This is a genomic window from Pseudomonas sp. V88_4 (genome assembly GCF_029967985.1).
Classification (GTDB): Bacteria; Pseudomonadota; Gammaproteobacteria; order Pseudomonadales; family Pseudomonadaceae; genus Aquipseudomonas; species Aquipseudomonas glycinae.
Map to the genome: position 1 here is coordinate 279,642 of NZ_JASCAF010000034.1, position 21,301 is coordinate 300,942.

The following is a 21,301-nucleotide window of genomic DNA, read 5'->3' on the forward strand; positions in this document are numbered from 1 at the left end:
GCTGAACTCCATTGTTTGGATTGAACATCTGGCTTGGTTCGAGCGTAACCCAGTTGAATCAACACGCAAACCCTCTGTTCCGGGCGCGACCACATCTCGTTTCGTACAAGCCTGAAAGCAAAGGGAAAAGCGCCAATCTCAAGCATTCACGGCGACTCTACGCCCCACCCCGGCCTGCGACCTTTAGACCAATGGACGAGAATCGTTGCATATGAACCATCGGCAGATTGCCAGCTACCTATGTATAATGCCGCCCGCTGACCACAGGGTCACGACGGCTGGCCTCTCTAGCACGAGACTTTCCGCCTGATTGGTCGGGTTGTTACCGCAGTCCGACTGCTTGACGCTCTACTGATGCACCCAACATCACCGCGAAGATTCTCGACATTCGGTTCATGGATGACTTTGAACGAACGCGCTTACCCGGCGCCCCTCGAGTTTCTGCGCACGCTTTAGCAAAGAAGAGAGAGTTAATCCGAATATGCCCACCCGCTCGAAGATCATCTATACCTTCACCGACGAAGCTCCAGCCCTCGCCACCTATTCCCTGCTGCCGATCATCGAGGCTTACACCGCCTCGGCCGATATCGCCGTGGAAACCCGCGATATCTCTCTTGCAGCACGCATTCTGGCCAGCTTCCCCGAGCAACTGGGCGACAAAGCCGTAGCCGACCACCTCGCCGAACTGGGCGACCTGGCCGTTACGCCTGAAGCCAACATCATCAAGCTGCCGAACATCAGCGCTTCGGTTCCGCAGTTGCAAGCCGCGATCAAAGAACTGCAAGCCCAGGGCTACAACCTGCCGGACTACCCGGAAACCGTGACCAACGACGCCGAAAAAGAAGCCAAGGCGCGTTACGACAAGGTCAAGGGCAGCGCCGTGAACCCGGTTCTGCGTGAAGGCAACTCCGACCGTCGTGCGCCGCTGTCGGTCAAGAACTACGCTCGCAAGCACCCGCACAAAATGGGCGCCTGGGCCAAAGACTCCAAGTCTCATGTCGCTCACATGAGCACCGGCGATTTCTATGGCAGCGAAAAAGCTGTCCTGATCGACGCCGCTGACGCCGTGAAGATCGAACTGATCGCCAAAGACGGCACCGCGACTGTCCTGAAAGAAAAGACCACCGTTCAGGCGGGCGAGATCCTCGACTGCTCCGTGATGAGCAAAAAGGCCCTGCGCGCGTTCATCGCCGCTGAAATCGACAGCGCCAAGCAACAAGGCGTGCTGCTGTCGGTTCACCTGAAAGCCACCATGATGAAGGTCTCCGACCCGATCATGTTCGGCCAGATCGTTGCCGAGTTCTACAAGGACGCCCTGACCAAGCACGCCGACGTGCTGGCCGAAATCGGCTTCAACCTGAACAACGGCATCGGCGACCTGTACGCCCGCATCAAATCCCTGCCGGCCGAGCAGCAAGCCCAGATCGAAGCCGACATTCAAGCGGTCTACGCCGTTCGTCCGTCGCTGGCGATGGTCAACTCCGACAAAGGCATCACTAACCTGCACGTGCCGAGCGACGTTATCGTCGACGCCTCGATGCCGGCCATGATCCGTGACTCCGGCAAGATGTGGGGCACCGACGGCCAGCTGCACGACACCAAGGCCGTGATCCCGGATCGTTGCTACGCCACCATCTACCAGGCCGTGATCGAAGATTGCAAAGCCAATGGCGCTTTCGATCCGACCACCATGGGCAGCGTGCCAAACGTTGGCCTGATGGCTAAAAAAGCTGAAGAATACGGTTCCCACGACAAGACCTTCCAGATCAAGGCCGACGGCGTGGTTCGCGTGACCGACAGCAAAGGCACCCTGCTGATGGAACAGGCTGTTGAAGCCGGCGACATCTTCCGCATGTGCCAGACCAAAGACGCGCCGATCCAGGACTGGGTCAAACTGGCCGTCAACCGTGCTCGTGCAAGCGCAACTCCAGCCATTTTCTGGCTGGACCCGATGCGCGCCCACGACGGCGTAGTGATCGAGAAGGTTCAGGCTTACCTGAAGGATCACGACACCACCGGCCTGGACATCCAGATCATGGCGCCGGTCGATGCCATGAAATACACCCTGCAACGCACCCGCGAAGGCAAGGACACCATTTCGGTGACCGGCAACGTACTGCGCGACTACCTGACCGACCTGTTCCCGATCATGGAACTGGGCACCAGCGCCAAGATGCTGTCGATCGTACCGCTGATGAAAGGTGGTGGCCTGTTCGAAACCGGCGCTGGCGGTTCGGCTCCGAAGCACGTGCAGCAACTGGTCGAAGAGAACTTCCTGCGCTGGGATTCGCTGGGTGAATTCCTGGCCCTGGCCGCCTCTCTCGAGCACCTGGGTGTGAACTACAACAACCCGAAAGCGCTGGTTCTGTCCAAGACTCTGGACCAGGCCACTGGCCAGTTCCTCGACAACAACAAGTCGCCATCGCGCAAAGTCGGCAACATCGACAACCGCGGCAGCCACTTCTACCTGGCGATGTACTGGGCACAGGCTCTGGCCGCCCAGACCGAAGACGCTGCACTGCAAGCGCAGTTCGCGACTCTGGCCAAGACCCTGACCGAGAACGAAGCGACCATCGTCGCCGAGCTCAACGCCGTTCAAGGCAAGCCAGTGGATATCGGCGGTTACTACCACGCCAATGCCGAGCTGATCAGCAAGGCCATGCGCCCAAGCGCAACCTTCAACGCGGCGATTGCTGCGCTGGTATAAGGTTGTAAAGGGAACATCACAAACCCCGGCCCCGTGCCGGGGTTTGTGTTTCTGAAGACAACACAAACCCTTGTGGGAGCTGGCTTGCCAGCGATGGCAGCCGATCAGCCAACAATCAGGGTGATTGATCCACCGCTATCGCTGGCAAGCCAGCTCCCACAGGGATAGTGTTTCAAGATTTGGAAAATTGAGGACGACTTATGGACTGGCTCCCCCACATCACCGTCGCCACCATCGTCGAGGACAACGGTCGTTTCCTGATGGTCGAGGAACACAAGGCCGGGCGTAACGTGCTCAATCAGCCGGCCGGCCATCTGGATCCGGACGAAACCCTGATCGAAGCCGCCGTGCGCGAAACTCTCGAAGAAACTGGCTGGGACGTCGAGCCCACCGCCGTGGTCGGCATTTATCTGTACACCGCGCCAAGCAACGGCGTGACTTACCAGCGCGTGTGCTTCAGTGCCAAAGCCGTAAAACATCACCCGGAATATCAGCTGGACGACGGCATCGTCGGCGCCAAGTGGCTGACCCGCGACGAATTATTGGCCCAGCGCGACAACTGGCGCAGCGAGCTGATCATCCGCTGCATCGATGATTATCTGGCCGGCAATCGCTTCGGCCTCGAACTGATCCGCCCTTCCCTTTAGCCTTGAGGCCGTGAGCCTGATAGAATCGCGTCCTTTTTCAAGACACTCATTGAATCCCTATGCGTGATCCAGCCCCTTCTGACACATCCAAGAAGCGCGTCATTGTCGGCATGTCCGGCGGCGTGGACTCTTCCGTTTCCGCTCTCCTGCTGATCGAGCAGGGCTATGAAGTGGAAGGCCTGTTCATGAAGAACTGGGAAGAAGACGACGGAACGGAATACTGCACCGCCATGGACGATCTGGCGGATGCCCAGGCCGTGTGCGACAAGATCGGTATCAAGCTGCACACCGCGAATTTCGCCGCCGAGTACTGGGACAACGTGTTCGAGCATTTCCTGGCCGAATACAAGGCCGGCCGCACGCCGAACCCGGACATCCTGTGCAACCGCGAGATCAAGTTCAAGGCGTTCCTCGACTACGCCATGATGCTCGGCGCCGACCTGATCGCTACCGGTCACTATGTGCGCCGCCGCGACATCGACGGCCGCACGGAGCTGCTCAAGGGCCTGGATCCGAACAAGGATCAAAGCTACTTCCTGCACGCTGTCGGCGGCGAACAGATCGCCAAGACCCTGTTTCCGGTCGGCGAGCTGGAAAAACCGCAGGTCCGAGCCATTGCCGAGAAATACGAGCTGGCCACCGCCAAGAAGAAGGATTCCACCGGAATCTGCTTCATCGGTGAGCGGCGCTTCAGCGATTTCCTCAAGCAATACCTGCCGGCGCAACCGGGCGAGATCAAGACCACCGAAGGCGAAGTCATCGGCCGTCACCACGGCTTGATGTACCACACCATCGGTCAGCGCCAGGGCCTGGGGATCGGCGGCCTGAAAGACGCCGGCGACGAGCCGTGGTACGTGCTGCGCAAGGATCTGGACACCAACGAGTTGATCGTCGGTCAGGGCAACAACCATCCGTGGCTGTTTTCCAGCGCCCTGCTCGCTTCGGAAATCTATTGGGTCAATCCGATCGATTTGAGCCAGCCGCTGCGACTGACCGCCAAGGTTCGCTATCGCCAGAGCGATCAAGCCTGCACCCTTGAGAAAACCGAAACCGGCTATCGCGCCGTGTTCGACGAGCCGCAACGCGCGGTCACGCCGGGTCAGTCGGTGGTGTTCTATGACGGTGAAATCTGCCTCGGTGGCGGCGTGATCGAAGTCGCCGAGCCGTGGAGCGGACAGGCATGAGCCCGACTCAGGAGCAATTGACGGCTCTGGGCGGCGTGTTTCTCGCCGCCGTGCTGGTCGACCGGATCGCCAAGACCGGCCAGACCAACGAAGCGGGCCTGAGCTGCATGCTCGGCAGCCTGCTGGTTCGCGACCCGAAAGACACGCTGGATGTTTACGGCGGCGACGATATCAACCTGCGCGAGGGTTACCGCGCGCTGATCGGTGCCCTTGAGCGCGATCCGAGCACCTTGCAGCGCGAGCCGCTGCGCTATGCGTTGTCGATGCTTGGTCTAGAGCGACAACTGGCCAAGCGCGACGACATGCTCGACGTGATCGGCAAGCGCTTGCCGCAGATCCAGTCGCAGGTCGAGCATTTCGGCCCGGCCCACGAAAACGTGATCGCGGCCTGCGGCGCGCTGTATCAGGACACCCTGAGCACACTGCGCCAACGCATTCAGGTACATGGCGACATGCGCAACCTGCAGCAGCCGAGCAATGCCTCGAAGATCCGCGCCCTGCTGCTCGCCGGCATTCGTTCGGCCCGCCTGTGGCGTCAGCTCGGCGGTCATCGCTGGCAGTTGGTCATCAGCCGGCGCAAATTGCTCAAAGAGCTGTATCCGTTGATGCGCAGCGAGTAAATCACCACGCAACAAAAGCTTTGTAGTCTGTAACGCGTAATACGCCGGTCAGTTGGCGACGGACCGGCGGATTTTTTCATGTATGATACGCGCCCCATTTCGTTGCCCGACTGTCCGAGAACACCCCATGCAGCTCTCTTCGCTCACTGCGGTTTCCCCTGTTGACGGCCGCTACGCCGGCAAAACCCAGGCCCTGCGCCCAATTTTCAGCGAGTACGGTCTGATCCGTGCCCGCGTTCTGGTTGAAGTGCGCTGGCTCCAGCGCCTGGCCGCTCACGCCGGCATCCCGGAAGTGCCAGCCTTCTCCGCCGAAGCCAACGCCGTTCTGAACGAACTGGCCGAAAACTTCTCGCTGGAGCACGCCGAGCGCGTGAAAGAGATCGAGCGCACCACCAACCACGACGTCAAAGCGATCGAATACCTGCTCAAGGAGCAGGCGGCCAAGCTGCCGGAGCTGGCCAAGGTCAGCGAATTCATCCACTTCGCCTGCACCAGCGAGGACATCAACAACCTGTCCCACGCCCTGATGCTGCGCGAAGGCCGTGACGACGTGATGCTGCCGCTGATGCGCCAGACTGCCAACGCCATCCGCGAACTGGCCCTGCGCTTCGCCGACGTGCCAATGCTGTCGCGCACCCACGGCCAGCCGGCTTCGCCGACCACTCTGGGTAAAGAGCTGGCGAACGTGGTTTACCGTCTCGAGCGTCAGATCGCTCAGGTCGCTGCCGTTCCGCTACTGGGCAAGATCAACGGTGCTGTCGGCAACTACAACGCTCACCTGTCGGCCTACCCGCAGATCGACTGGGAAGCCAACGCCCGCGCCTTCATCGAAGACGAGCTGGGCCTGGCCTTCAACCCGTACACCACACAGATCGAGCCGCACGACTACATCGCCGAGCTGTTTGACGCCATTGCGCGCTTCAACACCATCCTGATCGACTTCGACCGTGACATCTGGGGCTACATCTCCCTGGGCTACTTCAAGCAGCGCACCATCGCCGGCGAAATCGGTTCGTCGACCATGCCGCACAAGGTCAACCCGATCGACTTCGAAAACTCCGAAGGCAACCTGGGCATCGCCAACGCACTGTTCCAGCACCTGGCGAGCAAACTGCCGATTTCCCGCTGGCAGCGCGACCTGACCGACTCCACCGTGCTGCGTAACCTCGGTGTGGGTTTTGCCCACAGCGTGATCGCGTACGAAGCCAGTCTCAAAGGCATCAGCAAGCTCGAACTGAATGCTGACAAGATCGCTGCCGATCTGGACGCTTGCTGGGAAGTCCTGGCCGAGCCGATCCAGACCGTGATGCGCCGCTACAACATCGAAAACCCTTACGAGAAGCTGAAAGAACTGACGCGCGGCAAGGGCATCAGCCCAGAAGCACTGCAGACTTTCATCGATGGCCTGGACATGCCGGCCGCTGCGAAAGCCGAGCTCAAGCAACTGACCCCGGCCAACTACATCGGCAACGCTGTAGCGCAAGCCAAACGCATCTGATCGACTGCTTGACCCGCTTGAGACGCCCGGCCGCGCCGGGCGTTTTTATTCCCGTCTGAAAAATGCTTTTTTTCAATAGGTTACATATGAATCCCGATATTCCTCTTCAACTTCTGGGTGGTCTTACGGCGCGCGAGTTCATGCGCGATTACTGGCAGAAAAAACCACTGCTGATCCGCCAGGCGTTTCCTGATTTTGAAAGCCCGATCGACGCCGACGAACTCGCCGGCCTGGCCCTGGAAGAAGAAGTTGAATCGCGTCTGGTGATCGAGCACGGCGAGCGTCCCTGGGAACTGCGCCGCGGCCCGTTCGCCGAAGACGAATTCAGCAAACTGCCGGAACGTGAGTGGACCCTGCTGGTGCAGGCGGTTGATCAGTTCGTGCCGGAAGTCAGCGAGTTGCTGGAAAACTTCCGCTTTCTGCCGAGCTGGCGCGTCGACGACGTGATGATCAGCTTCGCCGCTCCGGGCGGCAGCGTCGGCCCGCACTTCGACAACTACGACGTGTTCCTGCTGCAAGGCCACGGCAAGCGCAACTGGAAAATCGGCCAGATGTGCGACTCCGAAAGCCCGCTGCTGCAACACGCAGACCTGCGCATCCTCGCTGAATTCCACGAGACTGAAGAGTGGGTCCTGGAACCCGGCGACATGCTCTACCTGCCGCCGCGCCTGGCTCACTGCGGCGTTGCCGTTGATGACTGCATGACCTACTCGGTCGGCTTCCGCGCACCGAGCGCCGCTGAAGTGCTGACCCACTTCACCGACTTCCTCAGCCAGTTCCTGACTGACGAAGAGCGTTATACCGACGCCGATGCAAAACCGGTCAGCGATGACCCGCATCAGATCCAGCACGATGCCCTCGGCCGCCTGAAAGCGCTGCTCGCCGAGCACATGAGCGACGAACGCCTGCTGCTGACCTGGTTCGGCCAGTACATGACCGAGCCGCGTTATCCAGAGCTGGTGGTCGGTCCGGAAGAAGTCGAGGAAGAAGACCTTCTTGGCGCGCTCGAAGACGGCGCCATCCTGATCCGCAACCCGAGCGCGCGCCTGGCGTGGTCGGACGTCGATGACGATCTGCTGCTGTTCGCCAGCGGCCAGAGCCGCTACCTGCCGGGCAAGCTGCGCGAACTGCTGAAGCTGATCTGCTCCGCCGACGCCCTGCACACCGACAACCTCGGTGACTGGCTGAGCGACGAAGATGGTCGCGGCCTGCTGTGCGAACTGGTCAAACAGGGAAGCCTGGGGTTCGCCGACGATGAATAAGATTCGCGTACGTGTTGCAGACTGGCAAAAGGACAACGCCGAGATCCGCCGCATTCGCGAAACGGTGTTCATTGCCGAACAATCGGTTCCACCCGAGCTTGAGTGGGACGCCGATGATGCCACGGCGGTGCATTTCCTGGCTTTCGAAGGCGACTTTCCGATCGGCACCGCCCGCCTCTTGCCCGACGGGCATGTTGGCCGGGTTTCGGTGCTGAAGGACTGGCGTGGCTTGAAGGTTGGCGATGCGCTGATGCAAGCGGTGATTGCCGAAGCGGAAGCACGCGGACTGAAGCAGCAGATGCTCAGTGCCCAGGTTCAGGCCACGGCGTTCTATGAGCGTCTGGGTTTCAACCTGGTCAGCGAGGAATTCCTCGAGGCCGGGATTCCGCATGTCGACATGGTTCGTCATTCGGCCTGAACGATCACGTAACACGCAAAACGCCCCGCCATCTCACGATGCCGGGGCGTTTTGCTGTCTACGATTCAACTTGCCCCACCCCGGGCCGACAAACTGGCAATATCAAGCCTTTCGAAAGCGGAGATAACGGACATGTCCCTACGCACCCTGCTCACCACCCTGCTGCTCGGCTGCAGTTTTTCGGTGATGGCAGCCACAGAAATCGTGCCCCTCAAGTACCACACCAGTGCCGACATGCTGCCAGTGGCTCAGGACTTCATCGGCAAGGACGGCCAGGTCAGCGCCTATGGCAACCAACTGATCGTCAAGGCCGAGCCCGGCAAGATTCAAGAACTCAAGGACCTGCTCTCGCAGCTCGACACCGCGCCCAAGCGCCTGCTGATCACGGTCGACACCAACGAAAACAACGGTCGTGGCGATGAAGGCTATTCGGTCAATGGCGCGCAAACCCGCATCATCAGCCGCAGCACCGCCAGCCGTGACGGCGGCATTCAGCAAATTCAGGCCAGCGAAGGTGCACCGGCACTGATCCAGGTCGGCCAGAGCGTGCCGATCACCAGCAGCCAGACCAACTCCTACGGCGATTACAGCAGCCAGACGCAATATCGCAACGTCACCCAGGGCTTTTACGTCACCGCCAGCGTCACCGGCGAAACCGTTCACCTGGCCATCAGTACTAACCGTGACCGCATGAGCCAGGAACGTCCCGATGTAGTGAACGTACAAAGCACCGACACAACCGTCACCGGACGCCTGGGCGAATGGATCACCCTCGCCGGCGTGAATCGCCAGACCCAGGCCGACAAACAGGGCCTGGCCCGCAGCTACTCGACTCAAGGCCGGGATGACATGACGTTGCGAGTGAAAGTCGACACGCTGGACTAAAGCACCGAAAACTGACTGATTAGTCGTATTAGACGAAAGATGTAGTGCTTGAAAAAAAGCACTACAAAACGTTTGACGAGCCAAAAAAGCGAAGGCATGATGGCCTCGCTCCCGCTAATCAGAGGCCCTGGCAAGGGCCTTCGAAGCGCTGCTCGCAACCATCCCCGCGAGCCGTTTCGTGTCTGTACCGCCCACAAGGTGTGTTTGACGAGGTTGCCGACTGGAACGAAGTTGTCCCGAGGGACGGAAGCGTAATTAGGTAACCCGGCTCTACACTGTAGTTCGTATAAAGGCCCACGACGCCCGAATGCGCCCGCCAGTTCGCCTTTACCTGCTCACTTCCCCTCGAGCCCATCGTTCATCCCGTCGCCTGCCCCGCCGAACCCGACCTGACCACCTAAGCTTCTGGTCAGCGAGCGCAAGGAATTTTCCACCGCAGAACAACTTTTCATAAAGACGCGACGAGGTTTATCTCCATGGCACTGACACGCGAACAGCAAATTGCAGCCCTTGAAAAAGACTGGGCTGAAAACCCGCGCTGGAAAGGCGTGACTCGCAATTACTCCGCTGCTGACGTCGTCCGTCTGCGTGGCTCGGTTCAACCAGAGCACACCTTTGCAAAAATGGGCGCCGAAAAACTGTGGAACCTGGTCACCCAGGGTGCCAAGCCGTCCTTCCGCCCAGAGAAAGACTTCGTCAACTGCATGGGCGCCCTGACCGGCGGCCAGGCTGTGCAGCAGGTTAAAGCCGGTATCCAGGCGATCTACCTGTCGGGCTGGCAAGTCGCTGCGGACAACAACTCCGCCGAATCGATGTACCCGGACCAGTCGCTGTACCCGGTGGACTCGGTTCCAACCGTGGTCAAGCGCATCAACAACTCGTTCCGTCGTGCCGACCAGATCCAGTGGAAAGCCGGCAAGAACCCGGGCGACGAAGGCTACATCGACTACTTCGCGCCGATCGTGGCTGACGCTGAAGCCGGTTTCGGCGGCGTACTGAACGCCTACGAGCTGATGAAGAGCATGATCGAAGCAGGCGCCGCCGGCGTTCACTTCGAAGACCAGCTGGCTTCCGTGAAGAAATGCGGCCACATGGGCGGCAAGGTGCTGGTTCCAACCCAGGAAGCCGTGCAGAAGCTGACCGCTGCCCGTCTGGCTGCCGACGTTGCCGGCGTACCGACCATCATCCTGGCTCGTACCGACGCCAACGCTGCCGACCTGCTGACTTCCGACTGCGACCCGTACGACCAGCCGTTCGTGACCGGCACCCGTACCCAGGAAGGTTTCTACAAGGTTCGTGCAGGTCTGGACCAGGCAATCGCCCGTGGCCTGGCCTACGCGCCGTACGCCGACCTGATCTGGTGCGAAACCGCCAAACCAGACCTGGACGAAGCCCGTCGTTTCGCTGAAGCGATCAAGAAGGAATACCCGGACCAGATCCTGTCGTACAACTGCTCGCCTTCCTTCAACTGGAAGAAAAACCTGGACGACGCGACCATCGCCAAGTTCCAGCGCGAACTGTCCGCCATGGGTTACAAGCACCAGTTCATTACCCTGGCCGGTATTCACAACATGTGGCACAGCATGTTCAACCTGGCGCACGACTACGCCCGCAACGACATGACTGCCTACGTGAAGCTGCAAGAGCAGGAATTCGCTGACGCCGCCAAGGGTTACACCTTCGTGGCTCACCAGCAGGAAGTGGGCACTGGCTACTTCGACGACATGACCACCGTGATCCAGGGCGGCACGTCCTCGGTGACCGCACTGACCGGTTCGACCGAAGAAGAACAGTTCCACTGATCGACTTCGTCTGAGCGAACGGCCTTTGCGGACCGTATAGAAAGCTAACCGCACTGCCGAAAAACTGACGCCCCGACTGGTTCGGGGCGTTTTTTTTGCCTGCGCTTTTCCGGGCACCTCAGGAAATGGCACAGCCTGTCAGGCGAAACATTGATCCAGAGCGGTATCCGCACCGCAAAAATCGGTTAAAACGGGCGCCGCCGCTACTTGCAGTAACGCGGATATAAGACAACTTCCCGACTACTGACCCGTTAAACAGTTACCCAATCACTCCAAACGATATCAATTATCATTTAGCGACAACTATGTTCGTTACATTTCCTACAAAACATAATTCGTGAAATCCCGGCTAATGCCCGCAGCGCATGGGCTGCGGGCCCTTCGAGGTGCGCTATGTCCTTATTCCAATAAATAATTTCGCTATAGGAATTTTACTTGCCGGGTGTTTAGCCATAAAATCAGCGCGATTGATTGCTGCGACATATCGTCACTGCCTTATTTCTTTATCAAGCTCAGAGACCTTTGCTCTCTGTTAAGGATTTCCAGCATGCCCGAAGCGACAGGACTCATGGCCCACAACTGGGGCTTTGCCATTTTCCTTCTGGGTGTAGTCGGCCTGTGTGCCTTCATGCTCGGCGTCTCCAGCCTCCTCGGGTCAAAAGCCTGGGGCCGCAGCAAAAACGAACCGTTCGAGTCCGGCATGCTACCTACCGGTGGCGCCCGCTTGCGGCTCTCAGCCAAATTCTATCTGGTCGCGATGCTGTTCGTGATCTTCGATATCGAAGCCCTCTTTCTCTTTGCATGGTCTGTGTCCGTCCGCGAAAGCGGCTGGACCGGATTCGTCGAAGCTCTCGTTTTCATAGCAATTCTGTTGGCAGGTCTTGTCTACCTGTTCCGAGTGGGCGCCCTTGACTGGGCTCCGGAAGCTCGTCGCAAGCGGCAGGCGAAGCTGAAACAATGAGGCTTTGGCAATGCAATACAATCTCACCAGAATCGACCCCGATGCTCCTAACGAGCAGTATCCGATCGGCCAGCGGGAAACCGTTTCCGATCCGTTAGAGGATCAAGTCCACAAAAACATTTTCATGGGCAAGCTGGAAGACGTGCTGAGTGGCGCGGTCAACTGGGGGCGTAAAAACTCCCTGTGGCCGTACAACTTCGGTCTGTCGTGCTGCTACGTGGAAATGACCACCGCCTTCACGGCGCCCCACGACATCGCGCGCTTCGGCGCCGAAGTTATCCGGGCATCACCGCGTCAGGCCGACTTCATGGTTATCGCCGGGACCTGCTTCATCAAGATGGCGCCGATCATTCAGCGCCTGTACGAGCAGATGCTCGAGCCGAAATGGGTTATCTCCATGGGTTCGTGCGCCAACTCCGGTGGCATGTACGACATCTACTCCGTGGTTCAGGGGGTGGACAAGTTCCTGCCCGTTGACGTCTACGTACCTGGCTGCCCGCCCCGTCCAGAAGCATTTCTGCAAGGCTTGATGTTGCTGCAGGAATCCATTGGCCAGGAGCGTCGCCCACTGTCCTGGGTCGTTGGCGATCAAGGCGTCTATCGCGCCGACATGCCTTCGCAGAAGGAACAGCGCCGCGAACAGCGAATCGCAGTCACTAACCTGCGCAGCCCTGACGAAGTCTGATCCAGTCTGTTTCAAAGAAACGAGAAGCTGGCTTCATTCTTTACGTTGACCGAAAGCGAAAAAATAACCATGACTACAGGCAGTGCTCTGTACATCCCGCCTTATAAGGCAGACGACCAGGATGTGGTCGTCGAACTGAACAACCGTTTTGGCGCCGAAGCGTTCACCGCTCAGCCGACCCGCACCGGCATGCCGGTGCTGTGGGTGGCTCGCGCCAAGCTCGTCGAAGTCCTGACCTTCCTGCGCAATCTGCCCAAGCCGTACGTCATGCTCTATGATCTGCACGGCGTGGACGAGCGTCTGCGCACCAAGCGTCAAGGGCTGCCGAGCGGTGCCGATTTCACCGTGTTCTATCACCTCATGTCGCTGGAACGTAATAGTGACGTGATGATCAAGGTCGCCTTGTCCGAGAGCGACCTCAGCTTGCCGACCGTCACCAGCATCTGGCCGAACGCCAACTGGTACGAGCGTGAAGTCTGGGACATGTACGGCATCGACTTCAAAGGTCACCCGCACCTGTCGCGCATCATGATGCCGCCGACCTGGGAAGGTCACCCGCTGCGCAAGGACTTCCCGGCGCGCGCCACCGAATTCGATCCGTTCAGCCTGAACCTGGCCAAGCAACAGCTCGAGGAAGAAGCCGCGCGTTTCCGTCCTGAAGACTGGGGCATGAAGCGCTCCGGCCCGAACGAGGACTACATGTTCCTCAACCTGGGCCCGAACCACCCTTCGGCGCACGGTGCGTTCCGCATCATCCTGCAGCTGGACGGTGAAGAAATCGTCGATTGCGTTCCGGACATCGGTTACCACCACCGTGGCGCCGAGAAGATGGCTGAGCGTCAGTCCTGGCACAGTTTCATTCCGTACACCGACCGTATCGACTACCTCGGCGGCGTGATGAACAACCTGCCGTACGTGCTCTCGGTCGAGAAGCTGGCCGGCATCAAGGTGCCCGAGAAGGTCGACGTCATCCGCATCATGATGGCCGAGTTCTTCCGGATCACCAGCCACCTGCTGTTCCTGGGTACCTACATCCAGGACGTCGGCGCCATGACTCCGGTGTTCTTCACCTTCACCGACCGTCAGAAGGCCTACACGGTGATCGAAGCCATCACCGGGTTCCGTCTGCACCCGGCCTGGTACCGCATCGGCGGCGTCGCTCATGACCTGCCACGCGGCTGGGAAAAACTGGTGAAAGACTTCGTTGAATGGCTGCCGAAGCGCCTTGACGAATACACCAAGGCCGCCCTGCAGAACAGCATCCTCAAGGGTCGTACCATCGGCGTTGCCCAGTACAACACCAAAGAGGCCCTGGAATGGGGCGTCACCGGTGCCGGTCTGCGTTCCACCGGTTGCGACTTCGACCTGCGCAAAGCGCGTCCGTACTCCGGTTACGAGAACTTCGAGTTCGAAGTACCGCTGGCCGCCAACGGCGATGCCTACGACCGCTGCATGGTTCGCGTCGAAGAGATGCGCCAGAGCGTCAAGATCATCGACCAGTGCCTGCGCAACATGCCGGAAGGCCCGTACAAGGCGGATCACCCGCTGACCACGCCGCCGCCGAAAGAGCGCACGCTGCAGCACATCGAAACCCTGATCACGCACTTCCTGCAAGTTTCGTGGGGCCCGGTCATGCCGGCCAACGAATCCTTCCAGATGATCGAAGCGACCAAGGGCATCAACAGTTATTACCTGACGAGCGACGGCGGCACCATGAGCTACCGTACCCGGATCCGTACTCCGAGCTTCGCCCACCTGCAGCAGATCCCTTCGGTGATCAAAGGCAGCATGGTCGCGGACCTGATTGCGTACCTGGGTAGTATCGACTTCGTTATGGCCGACGTGGACCGCTAAGCATGAACAGCACGCTTATCCAGACAGACCGTTTCACCTTGAGTGAAACCGAGCGCTCGGCCATCGAGCACGAGCTGCATCACTACGAAGATCCGCGCGCGGCGTCGATCGAAGCCTTGAAGATCGTCCAGAAGGAACGCGGCTGGGTGCCGGACGGCGCTCTGTACGCCATCGGCGAGATCCTCGGCATCCCGGCCAGCGACGTTGAAGGCGTGGCCACGTTCTACAGCCAGATCTTCCGTCAACCGGTCGGCCGTCACATCATTCGCGTCTGCGACAGCATGGTCTGCTACATCGGTGGCCACGAGTCGGTAGTCAGCGAAATCCAGAACAACCTGGGTATCGGCCTGGGTCAGACCACCGCCGACGGTCGCTTCACTCTGCTGCCGGTCTGCTGCCTAGGCAACTGCGACAAGGCACCGGCGCTGATGATCGATGACGACACCTTTGGCGATGTCCAGCCTGCCGGCGTCGCCAAACTGCTCGAGGGCTACGTATGACCCTGACTTCTTTCGGTCCGGCCAACCGCATCCAGCGTTCGGCCGAGACTCACCCGCTGACCTGGCGCCTGCGTGACGACGGCGAAGCCGTTTGGCTCGACGAGTACCAGGCCAAGAACGGTTACGCCGCTGCGCGCAAGGCTTTCGCCGACATGGATCAGGACGCCATCGTCCAGACCGTGAAAGACGCCGGCCTCAAGGGTCGCGGCGGTGCAGGCTTCCCCACTGGCGTGAAGTGGGGCCTGATGCCAAAAGACGAATCCATCAACATCCGCTACCTGCTGTGCAACGCGGATGAAATGGAGCCGAACACCTGGAAAGACCGCATGCTGATGGAGCAACTGCCCCATCTGCTGATCGAAGGCATGCTGATCAGCGCCCGCGCGCTGAAAACCTACCGTGGCTACATCTTCCTGCGTGGCGAGTACACCACCGCCGCCAAGCACCTGAACCGTGCCGTGGAAGAAGCCAAGGCAGCGGGCCTGCTGGGCAAGAACATCCTGGGCAGCGGCTTCGATTTCGAGCTGTTCGTCCACACCGGCGCCGGGCGTTACATCTGCGGTGAAGAAACCGCACTGATCAACTCCCTCGAAGGCCGCCGCGCCAACCCGCGCTCCAAGCCGCCCTTCCCTGCCGCCGTTGGCGTGTGGGGCAAGCCGACCTGCGTGAACAACGTTGAAACCCTGTGCAACGTGCCGGCGATCATTGCCGACGGCGTGGACTGGTACAAATCGTTGGCCCGCGATGGCAGCGAAGACATGGGCACCAAGCTCATGGGCTTCTCCGGCAAGGTCAAGAACCCGGGCCTGTGGGAACTGCCATTCGGCGTGACCGGTCGCGAGCTGTTCGAAGACTACGCCGGCGGCATGCGCGACGGTTACAAGCTCAAGGCTTGGCAGCCAGGTGGCGCCGGTACCGGTTTCCTGTTGCCGGAACACCTCGACGCACAAATGTACGCCAGCGGCATCGCCAAAGTGGGCACCCGTATGGGTACCGGCCTGGCCATGGCGGTGGACGACAGCGTCAACATGGTGTCCCTGCTGCGCAACATGGAGCAGTTCTTCGCTCGCGAATCCTGCGGTTTCTGCACCCCTTGCCGTGATGGCCTGCCATGGAGCGTCAAGCTGCTGATGGCCATCGAACAAGGCCGCGGCCAGCCGGGTGACATCGAGACCCTGCTGGGTCTGGTCAACTTCCTCGGCCCGGGCAAGACCTTCTGTGCTCACGCACCGGGTGCCGTGGAGCCGTTGGGCAGTGCCATCAAATACTTCCGTCCAGAGTTCGAAGCCGGTATCGCGCCTGCAAGCGCCGCCGTCCCGCCTCTGGCGAAGCCGATCGTAGTCGGCGCGTAAACGCTTAAAAAGGCGAAGGGTCCGTGCCCTTCGCCTTTCGTCCGATGACGCCTTCAGGGGCTGACTGGATTCGGACGGATAACAAGATTCCATTAGCCACGCCCGCTGACACCGGGCCAACGAAGACCTTTGAACCATGGCCACTATCCACGTAGACGGCAAAGCGCTCGAAGTCGACGGGGCAGACAACCTGTTACAGGCATGTCTGTCGCTGGGCCTCGACATCCCTTATTTCTGCTGGCACCCCGCGCTTGGTAGCGTCGGGGCCTGCCGCCAGTGCGCGGTCAAGCAGTACACCGACGAGAACGACACCCGTGGTCGCATCGTCATGTCCTGCATGACGCCTGCCACCGACAACACCTGGATCTCCATCGACGATGAAGAATCCAAGGCGTTTCGCGCCAGTGTTGTTGAATGGCTGATGACCAACCACCCGCACGACTGCCCTGTGTGCGAGGAAGGCGGTCACTGCCACCTGCAAGACATGACCGTGATGACCGGCCACAACGAGCGCCGTTATCGCTTCACCAAACGCACCCACCAGAACCAGCAACTGGGCCCGTTCATTTCCCACGAAATGAACCGCTGCATCGCCTGCTACCGCTGCGTGCGTTTCTACAAGGATTACGCTGGCGGCACCGACCTCGGTGTATTCGGCGCTCACGACAACGTGTACTTCGGTCGCGTTGAAGACGGCACCCTCGAAAGCGAGTTCTCCGGCAACCTCACCGAGGTCTGCCCGACCGGTGTGTTCACCGACAAGACTCACTCCGAGCGCTACAACCGTAAGTGGGACATGCAGTTCTCGCCGAGCATCTGCCATGGCTGCTCGAGCGGTTGCAACATCTCCCCGGGCGAGCGTTACGGCGAACTGCGTCGCATCGAAAACCGTTACAACGGTTCGGTGAACCAGTACTTCCTGTGCGACCGTGGCCGTTTCGGTTATGGCTACGTCAACCGCACCGACCGCCCACGTCAGCCGCTGCTGGCCGACGGCACCAAACTTGGCCTGGATGCTGCACTGGACAAAGCCGCCGACCTGCTGCGCGGTCGCAACATCGTCGGTATCGGTTCGCCGCGTGCCAGCCTCGAAAGCAACTACGCGTTGCGTGAACTGGTCGGCGCCGAGCACTTCTATTCCGGTATCGAAGCCTCCGAGCTGGAACGCATCCGTCTGGTCCTGCAAGTGCTGAAAGACAGCCCGCTGCCAGTGCCGAACATGCGCGACATCGAAGACCACGACGCCGTGTTCGTCCTCGGTGAAGACCTGACCCAGACCGCCGCCCGCATGGCCCTGGCCCTGCGTCAGTCGGTCAAAGGCAAGGCCGAAGACATGGCCGAAGCCATGCGCGTTCAGCCTTGGCTCGACGCTGCGGTGAAGAACATCGGTCAGCACGAACTGAACCCGCTGTTCATCGCCAGCCTGGCTGAAACCAAGCTCGATGACATCGCCGAAGAGTGCGTACACGCCGCTCCAGACGATCTGGCCCGCATCGGTTTCGCCGTGGCTCACGCCCTGGACTCCAGCGCGCCTGCCGTTGAAGGTCTGGACGCCGAAGCCCTGGAGCTGGCCAAGCGCATCGCCGACGCCCTGCTCGCGGCCAAGCGTCCGCTGATCATCGCCGGTACTTCGCTGGGCTCCAAAGCCTTGATCGAAGCGGCTGCGAACATCGCCAAGGCCCTGAAGCTGCGCGAAAAGAACGGTTCGATCAGCCTGATCGTGCCGGAAGCCAACAGCCTCGGCCTGGCCATGCTCGGTGGCGAGTCGGTTGATGCCGCACTGCAAGCGGTCATCGACGGCAAGGCTGACGCCATCGTCGTGCTGGAAAACGATCTGTACACCCGTACCGCCAAGGCCAAGGTCGATGCGGCACTGAACGCTGCGAAAGTGGTGATCGTTGCCGACCATCAGAAGACCGCCACCAGCGACCGCGCGCATCTGGTTCTGCCGGCCGCCAGCTTCGCTGAAGGCGACGGTACGCTGGTCAGCCAGGAAGGTCGCGCCCAGCGCTTCTTCCAGGTTTTCGACCCGCAATACATGGACGCGAGCATTCTGGTCCACGAAGGCTGGCGCTGGCTGCACGCCCTGCGCGCCACCCTGCTGAACCAGCCGATCGACTGGACGCAACTCGACCACGTGACCGCTGCCGTTGCTTCGAGCACGCTGCAACTGGCCCGTATCGTCGACGCCGCGCCGTCCGCCTCGTTCCGCATCAAGGGTCTGAAACTGGCCCGTGAGCCGCTGCGCTACTCCGGTCGCACCGCGATGCGCGCCGACATCAGCGTTCACGAACCACGCACCCCGCAAGACAAGGACACCGCGTTCGCCTTCTCGATGGAAGGTTACTCGGGCTCCGCCGAACCGCGTCAGCAGGTTCCTTTTGCATGGTCGCCGGGCTGGAACTCGCCGCAAGCCTGGAACAAGTTCCAGGACGAAGTCGGTGGTCACCTGCGCGCTGGCGATCCGGGCACCCGCCTGATCGAAAGCACCGGTGATTCGCTGAACTGGTTCGCCAGTGTTCCGCGCGCGTTCAACCCGGCCCAGGGCACCTGGCAAGCCGTGCCGTTCTACCACCTGTTCGGCAGCGACGAGAACTCGTCGAAAGCCGCTCCGGTTCAGGAACGCATTCCGGCTGCGTACGTCGCACTGGCCAAGTCCGAAGCGGATCGCCTGGGCGTCAACGACGGCGCACTGCTGAGCCTCAACGTCGCCGGTCAGACCCTGCGCCTGCCGCTGCGTATCGATGAAGAACTGGGCGCAGGTCTGGTGGCATTGCCTGCGGGCATCGCCGGCATTCCACCGGCATTCGCCGGCGTATCCGTTGATGGTCTGCAGGAGGCAGCGCAATGACCTGGTTCACCCCTGAAGTGATCGATGTGATCCTGACGGTCATCAAGGCCATCGTGATCCTGCTGGCCGTGGTGGTCGCAGGCGCGTTGCTCAGCTTTGTCGAGCGTCGCCTGCTGGGCTGGTGGCAGGACCGTTACGGTCCGAACCGCGTTGGTCCGTTCGGCATGTTCCAGATCGCGGCCGACATGCTGAAGATGTTCTTCAAGGAAGACTGGACCCCGCCGTTTGCCGACAAGGTGATTTTCACCCTGGCGCCGGTGGTGGCCATGTCCGCCCTGCTGATCGCGTTCGCGATCATCCCGATCACCCCGACCTGGGGCGTGGCGGATCTGAACATCGGCCTGCTGTTCTTCTTCGCCATGGCCGGTCTTTCGGTCTACGCGGTGCTGTTCGCCGGCTGGTCGAGTAACAACAAGTTCGCCCTGCTGGGCAGCTTGCGTGCCTCGGCGCAGACCGTGTCCTACGAAGTGTTCATGGGCCTGGCCCTGATGGGCATCGTGGTGCAGGTCGGCTCGTTCAACATGCGCGACATCGTCGAGTACCAGGCGCAGAACCTGTGGTTCATCATTCCGCAGTTCTTCGGCTTCTGTACCTTCTTCATCGCTGGCGTGGCCGTGACTCACCGTCACCCGTTCGACCAGCCGGAAGCGGAACAGGAACTGGCCGACGGTTACCACATTGAATACGCCGGTATGAAATGGGGCATGTTCTTCGTCGGTGAATACATCGGCATCATCCTGATCTCGGCGCTGCTGGTCACCCTGTTCTTCGGTGGCTGGCACGGTCCGTTCGGCATCCTGCCGCAACTGTCCTTCGTCTGGTTCGCACTGAAGACCGCGTTCTTCATCATGCTGTTCATCCTGCTGCGCGCTTCCATCCCGCGTCCGCGTTATGACCAGGTGATGGATTTCAGCTGGAAATTCTGCCTGCCACTGACCCTGATCAATTTGCTGGTGACCGCTGCAATCGTGTTGTGGAACACGCCTGCGGTTGCGGTTCAGTGAGGATTTGACCCATGTTCAAATATATTGGCGACATCGTTAAGGGTACCGGTACCCAGTTGCGCAGCCTGGTCATGGTCTTCGGCCATGGCTTTCGCAAGCGCGACACCCTGCAATACCCGGAAGAGCAGGTCTACCTGCCGCCACGCTACCGTGGCCGCATCGTCCTGACCCGCGACCCCGACGGCGAAGAACGCTGCGTAGCCTGCAACCTGTGCGCCGTGGCGTGCCCGGTGGGTTGCATCTCGCTGCAGAAAGCTGAAACCGAAGACGGTCGCTGGTACCCGGACTTCTTCCGTATCAACTTCTCGCGCTGCATTTTCTGCGGTCTCTGCGAGGAAGCCTGCCCGACCACCGCGATCCAGCTGACCCCGGATTTCGAGATGGCCGAGTTCAAACGTCAGGACCTGGTGTACGAGAAAGAAGATCTTTTGATCTCCGGCCCCGGCAAAAACCCTGATTACAACTTCTATCGTGTTGCAGGTATGGCCGTTGCGGGCAAGCCGAAAGGCGCCGCACAAAACGAAGCCGAGCCGATCAACGTGAAGAGCTTGCTGCCTTAAGGAAGAACGATGGAATTCGCTTTCTATTTCGCATCGGGTATCGCTGTTGTGTCCACACTGCGTGTGGTCACCAACACCAATCCTGTGCACGCCCTGCTCTACCTGATCATTTCGCTGATCTCCGTGGCCATGACCTTCTTCGCCCTCGGCGCGCCGTTCGCCGGCGTGCTGGAAGTGATCGCCTACGCCGGCGCCATCATGGTGCTGTTCGTGTTCGTGGTGATGATGCTGAACCTGGGCCCGGCCTCGGTTCAGCAGGAGCGCACCTGGCTCAAGCCCGGCATTTGGGCAGGACCGGTGATTCTCGCCGCCCTGCTGCTGGCCGAACTGCTGTATGTGCTGTTCGCTCACCAGAGCGGTCAGGCCATCGGTCAAACCACCGTGGACGCGAAAGCCGTGGGCATCAGCCTGTTCGGTCCGTATCTGCTGGTGGTCGAACTCGCCTCGATGCTGCTGCTCGCGGCAGCCGTCACGGCGTTCCATTTGGGCCGTAACGAGGCGAAGGAGTAAG

At 60.3% G+C, this 21,301-nt stretch carries 18 protein-coding genes; all 18 read left to right on the top strand.

What is annotated here, in order from left to right:
* The first annotated feature begins 481 nt into the window (after nt 1-481).
* The gene (locus QLG12_RS12875) at nt 482-2,707 is read left to right on the top strand and encodes an NADP-dependent isocitrate dehydrogenase (protein WP_282474636.1); all 2,226 of its coding nucleotides are present in this window, start codon (nt 482-484) and stop codon (nt 2,705-2,707) included.
* A 200-nt stretch (nt 2,708-2,907) separates the two neighbouring features.
* A complete protein-coding gene (locus tag QLG12_RS12880) occupies nt 2,908-3,354 on the top strand; it encodes an NUDIX hydrolase (RefSeq protein ID WP_236194369.1) in 447 nt (148 codons plus the stop codon).
* A 59-nt stretch (nt 3,355-3,413) separates the two neighbouring features.
* A complete protein-coding gene (gene mnmA, locus QLG12_RS12885) occupies nt 3,414-4,538 on the top strand; it encodes a tRNA 2-thiouridine(34) synthase MnmA (RefSeq protein ID WP_236194368.1) in 1,125 nt (374 codons plus the stop codon).
* Complete coding sequence (hflD, locus tag QLG12_RS12890; RefSeq protein ID WP_197867452.1) at nt 4,535-5,158, top strand: high frequency lysogenization protein HflD; 624 nt, start codon at nt 4,535-4,537, stop codon at nt 5,156-5,158. The genes mnmA and hflD overlap by 4 nt, the downstream gene beginning before the upstream one ends.
* A 127-nt stretch (nt 5,159-5,285) precedes the next feature.
* On the top strand, nt 5,286-6,656 hold the full coding sequence (gene purB / locus QLG12_RS12895; protein WP_085712387.1) for an adenylosuccinate lyase: 1,371 nt from the start codon (nt 5,286-5,288) through the stop codon (nt 6,654-6,656).
* Nucleotides 6,657-6,742: 86 nt separating this feature from the next.
* Nucleotides 6,743-7,918 (top strand): cupin domain-containing protein, encoded by a 1,176-nt coding sequence (locus tag QLG12_RS12900; RefSeq protein WP_064380698.1) that lies wholly within the window; start codon nt 6,743-6,745, stop codon nt 7,916-7,918.
* Nucleotides 7,911-8,336: a GNAT family N-acetyltransferase gene (locus QLG12_RS12905; protein WP_007951452.1), complete on the top strand. Its 426-nt coding sequence runs from the start codon at nt 7,911-7,913 to the stop codon at nt 8,334-8,336. Before QLG12_RS12900 ends, QLG12_RS12905 begins: the two co-directional genes overlap by 8 nt.
* Nucleotides 8,337-8,468: 132 nt before the next feature.
* The gene (locus QLG12_RS12910) at nt 8,469-9,221 is read left to right on the top strand and encodes a secretin N-terminal domain-containing protein (RefSeq protein WP_011334955.1); all 753 of its coding nucleotides are present in this window, start codon (nt 8,469-8,471) and stop codon (nt 9,219-9,221) included.
* A gap of 476 nt (nt 9,222-9,697) precedes the next feature.
* Nucleotides 9,698-11,023 carry an isocitrate lyase gene (aceA, locus tag QLG12_RS12915; RefSeq protein ID WP_011334956.1) on the top strand — a complete coding sequence of 442 codons (1,326 nt, stop codon included), beginning with the start codon at nt 9,698-9,700 and terminating at the stop codon, nt 11,021-11,023.
* 547 nt (nt 11,024-11,570) lie between these two features.
* Nucleotides 11,571-11,984 (top strand): NADH-quinone oxidoreductase subunit A, encoded by a 414-nt coding sequence (locus tag QLG12_RS12920; RefSeq protein WP_003223812.1) that lies wholly within the window; start codon nt 11,571-11,573, stop codon nt 11,982-11,984.
* A 10-nt stretch (nt 11,985-11,994) separates the two neighbouring features.
* Nucleotides 11,995-12,669 carry an NADH-quinone oxidoreductase subunit B gene (locus QLG12_RS12925; protein ID WP_007951456.1) on the top strand — a complete coding sequence of 225 codons (675 nt, stop codon included), beginning with the start codon at nt 11,995-11,997 and terminating at the stop codon, nt 12,667-12,669.
* Nucleotides 12,670-12,738: 69 nt separating this feature from the next.
* Nucleotides 12,739-14,523, top strand: a complete 1,785-nt coding sequence (nuoC, locus tag QLG12_RS12930; RefSeq protein ID WP_115078470.1) for an NADH-quinone oxidoreductase subunit C/D — start codon at nt 12,739-12,741, stop codon at nt 14,521-14,523.
* Between the two features lie 2 nt (nt 14,524-14,525).
* Nucleotides 14,526-15,023 (top strand): NADH-quinone oxidoreductase subunit NuoE, encoded by a 498-nt coding sequence (gene nuoE, locus QLG12_RS12935; RefSeq protein WP_003223804.1) that lies wholly within the window; start codon nt 14,526-14,528, stop codon nt 15,021-15,023.
* The gene (gene nuoF, locus QLG12_RS12940) at nt 15,020-16,375 is read left to right on the top strand and encodes an NADH-quinone oxidoreductase subunit NuoF (protein ID WP_282474637.1); all 1,356 of its coding nucleotides are present in this window, start codon (nt 15,020-15,022) and stop codon (nt 16,373-16,375) included. Before nuoE ends, nuoF begins: the two co-directional genes overlap by 4 nt.
* A gap of 136 nt (nt 16,376-16,511) precedes the next feature.
* Nucleotides 16,512-19,226 (top strand): NADH-quinone oxidoreductase subunit NuoG, encoded by a 2,715-nt coding sequence (gene nuoG, locus QLG12_RS12945; RefSeq protein WP_282474638.1) that lies wholly within the window; start codon nt 16,512-16,514, stop codon nt 19,224-19,226.
* The gene (nuoH, locus tag QLG12_RS12950; RefSeq protein ID WP_007951460.1) at nt 19,223-20,230 is read left to right on the top strand and encodes an NADH-quinone oxidoreductase subunit NuoH; all 1,008 of its coding nucleotides are present in this window, start codon (nt 19,223-19,225) and stop codon (nt 20,228-20,230) included. Before nuoG ends, nuoH begins: the two co-directional genes overlap by 4 nt.
* An 11-nt stretch (nt 20,231-20,241) precedes the next feature.
* The gene (gene nuoI / locus QLG12_RS12955; protein WP_011334960.1) at nt 20,242-20,790 is read left to right on the top strand and encodes an NADH-quinone oxidoreductase subunit NuoI; all 549 of its coding nucleotides are present in this window, start codon (nt 20,242-20,244) and stop codon (nt 20,788-20,790) included.
* A gap of 9 nt (nt 20,791-20,799) precedes the next feature.
* Nucleotides 20,800-21,300 carry an NADH-quinone oxidoreductase subunit J gene (gene nuoJ / locus QLG12_RS12960; RefSeq protein WP_085690004.1) on the top strand — a complete coding sequence of 167 codons (501 nt, stop codon included), beginning with the start codon at nt 20,800-20,802 and terminating at the stop codon, nt 21,298-21,300.
* The last annotated feature ends 1 nt before the right edge of the window (nt 21,301 follow it).

Bases quoted from the DNA above. Each gene is read 5' to 3' on its own strand.
- QLG12_RS12920 (WP_003223812.1), top strand. From the start codon at position 11,571: ATGCCCGAAGCGACAGGACTCATGGCCCACAACTGGGGCTTTGCCATT.
- QLG12_RS12880 (WP_236194369.1), top strand. From the start codon at position 2,908: ATGGACTGGCTCCCCCACATCACCGTCGCCACCATCGTCGAGGACAAC.
- nuoI (WP_011334960.1), top strand. From the start codon at position 20,242: ATGTTCAAATATATTGGCGACATCGTTAAGGGTACCGGTACCCAGTTG.
- nuoJ (WP_085690004.1), top strand. From the start codon at position 20,800: ATGGAATTCGCTTTCTATTTCGCATCGGGTATCGCTGTTGTGTCCACA.
- QLG12_RS12905 (WP_007951452.1), top strand. From the start codon at position 7,911: ATGAATAAGATTCGCGTACGTGTTGCAGACTGGCAAAAGGACAACGCC.
- nuoE (WP_003223804.1), top strand. From the start codon at position 14,526: ATGAACAGCACGCTTATCCAGACAGACCGTTTCACCTTGAGTGAAACC.
- nuoC (WP_115078470.1), top strand. From the start codon at position 12,739: ATGACTACAGGCAGTGCTCTGTACATCCCGCCTTATAAGGCAGACGAC.
- mnmA (WP_236194368.1), top strand. From the start codon at position 3,414: ATGCGTGATCCAGCCCCTTCTGACACATCCAAGAAGCGCGTCATTGTC.
- nuoF (WP_282474637.1), top strand. From the start codon at position 15,020: ATGACCCTGACTTCTTTCGGTCCGGCCAACCGCATCCAGCGTTCGGCC.
- nuoG (WP_282474638.1), top strand. From the start codon at position 16,512: ATGGCCACTATCCACGTAGACGGCAAAGCGCTCGAAGTCGACGGGGCA.
- aceA (WP_011334956.1), top strand. From the start codon at position 9,698: ATGGCACTGACACGCGAACAGCAAATTGCAGCCCTTGAAAAAGACTGG.
- nuoH (WP_007951460.1), top strand. From the start codon at position 19,223: ATGACCTGGTTCACCCCTGAAGTGATCGATGTGATCCTGACGGTCATC.
- hflD (WP_197867452.1), top strand. From the start codon at position 4,535: ATGAGCCCGACTCAGGAGCAATTGACGGCTCTGGGCGGCGTGTTTCTC.
- QLG12_RS12910 (WP_011334955.1), top strand. From the start codon at position 8,469: ATGTCCCTACGCACCCTGCTCACCACCCTGCTGCTCGGCTGCAGTTTT.
- QLG12_RS12925 (WP_007951456.1), top strand. From the start codon at position 11,995: ATGCAATACAATCTCACCAGAATCGACCCCGATGCTCCTAACGAGCAG.
- QLG12_RS12875 (WP_282474636.1), top strand. From the start codon at position 482: ATGCCCACCCGCTCGAAGATCATCTATACCTTCACCGACGAAGCTCCA.
- QLG12_RS12900 (WP_064380698.1), top strand. From the start codon at position 6,743: ATGAATCCCGATATTCCTCTTCAACTTCTGGGTGGTCTTACGGCGCGC.
- purB (WP_085712387.1), top strand. From the start codon at position 5,286: ATGCAGCTCTCTTCGCTCACTGCGGTTTCCCCTGTTGACGGCCGCTAC.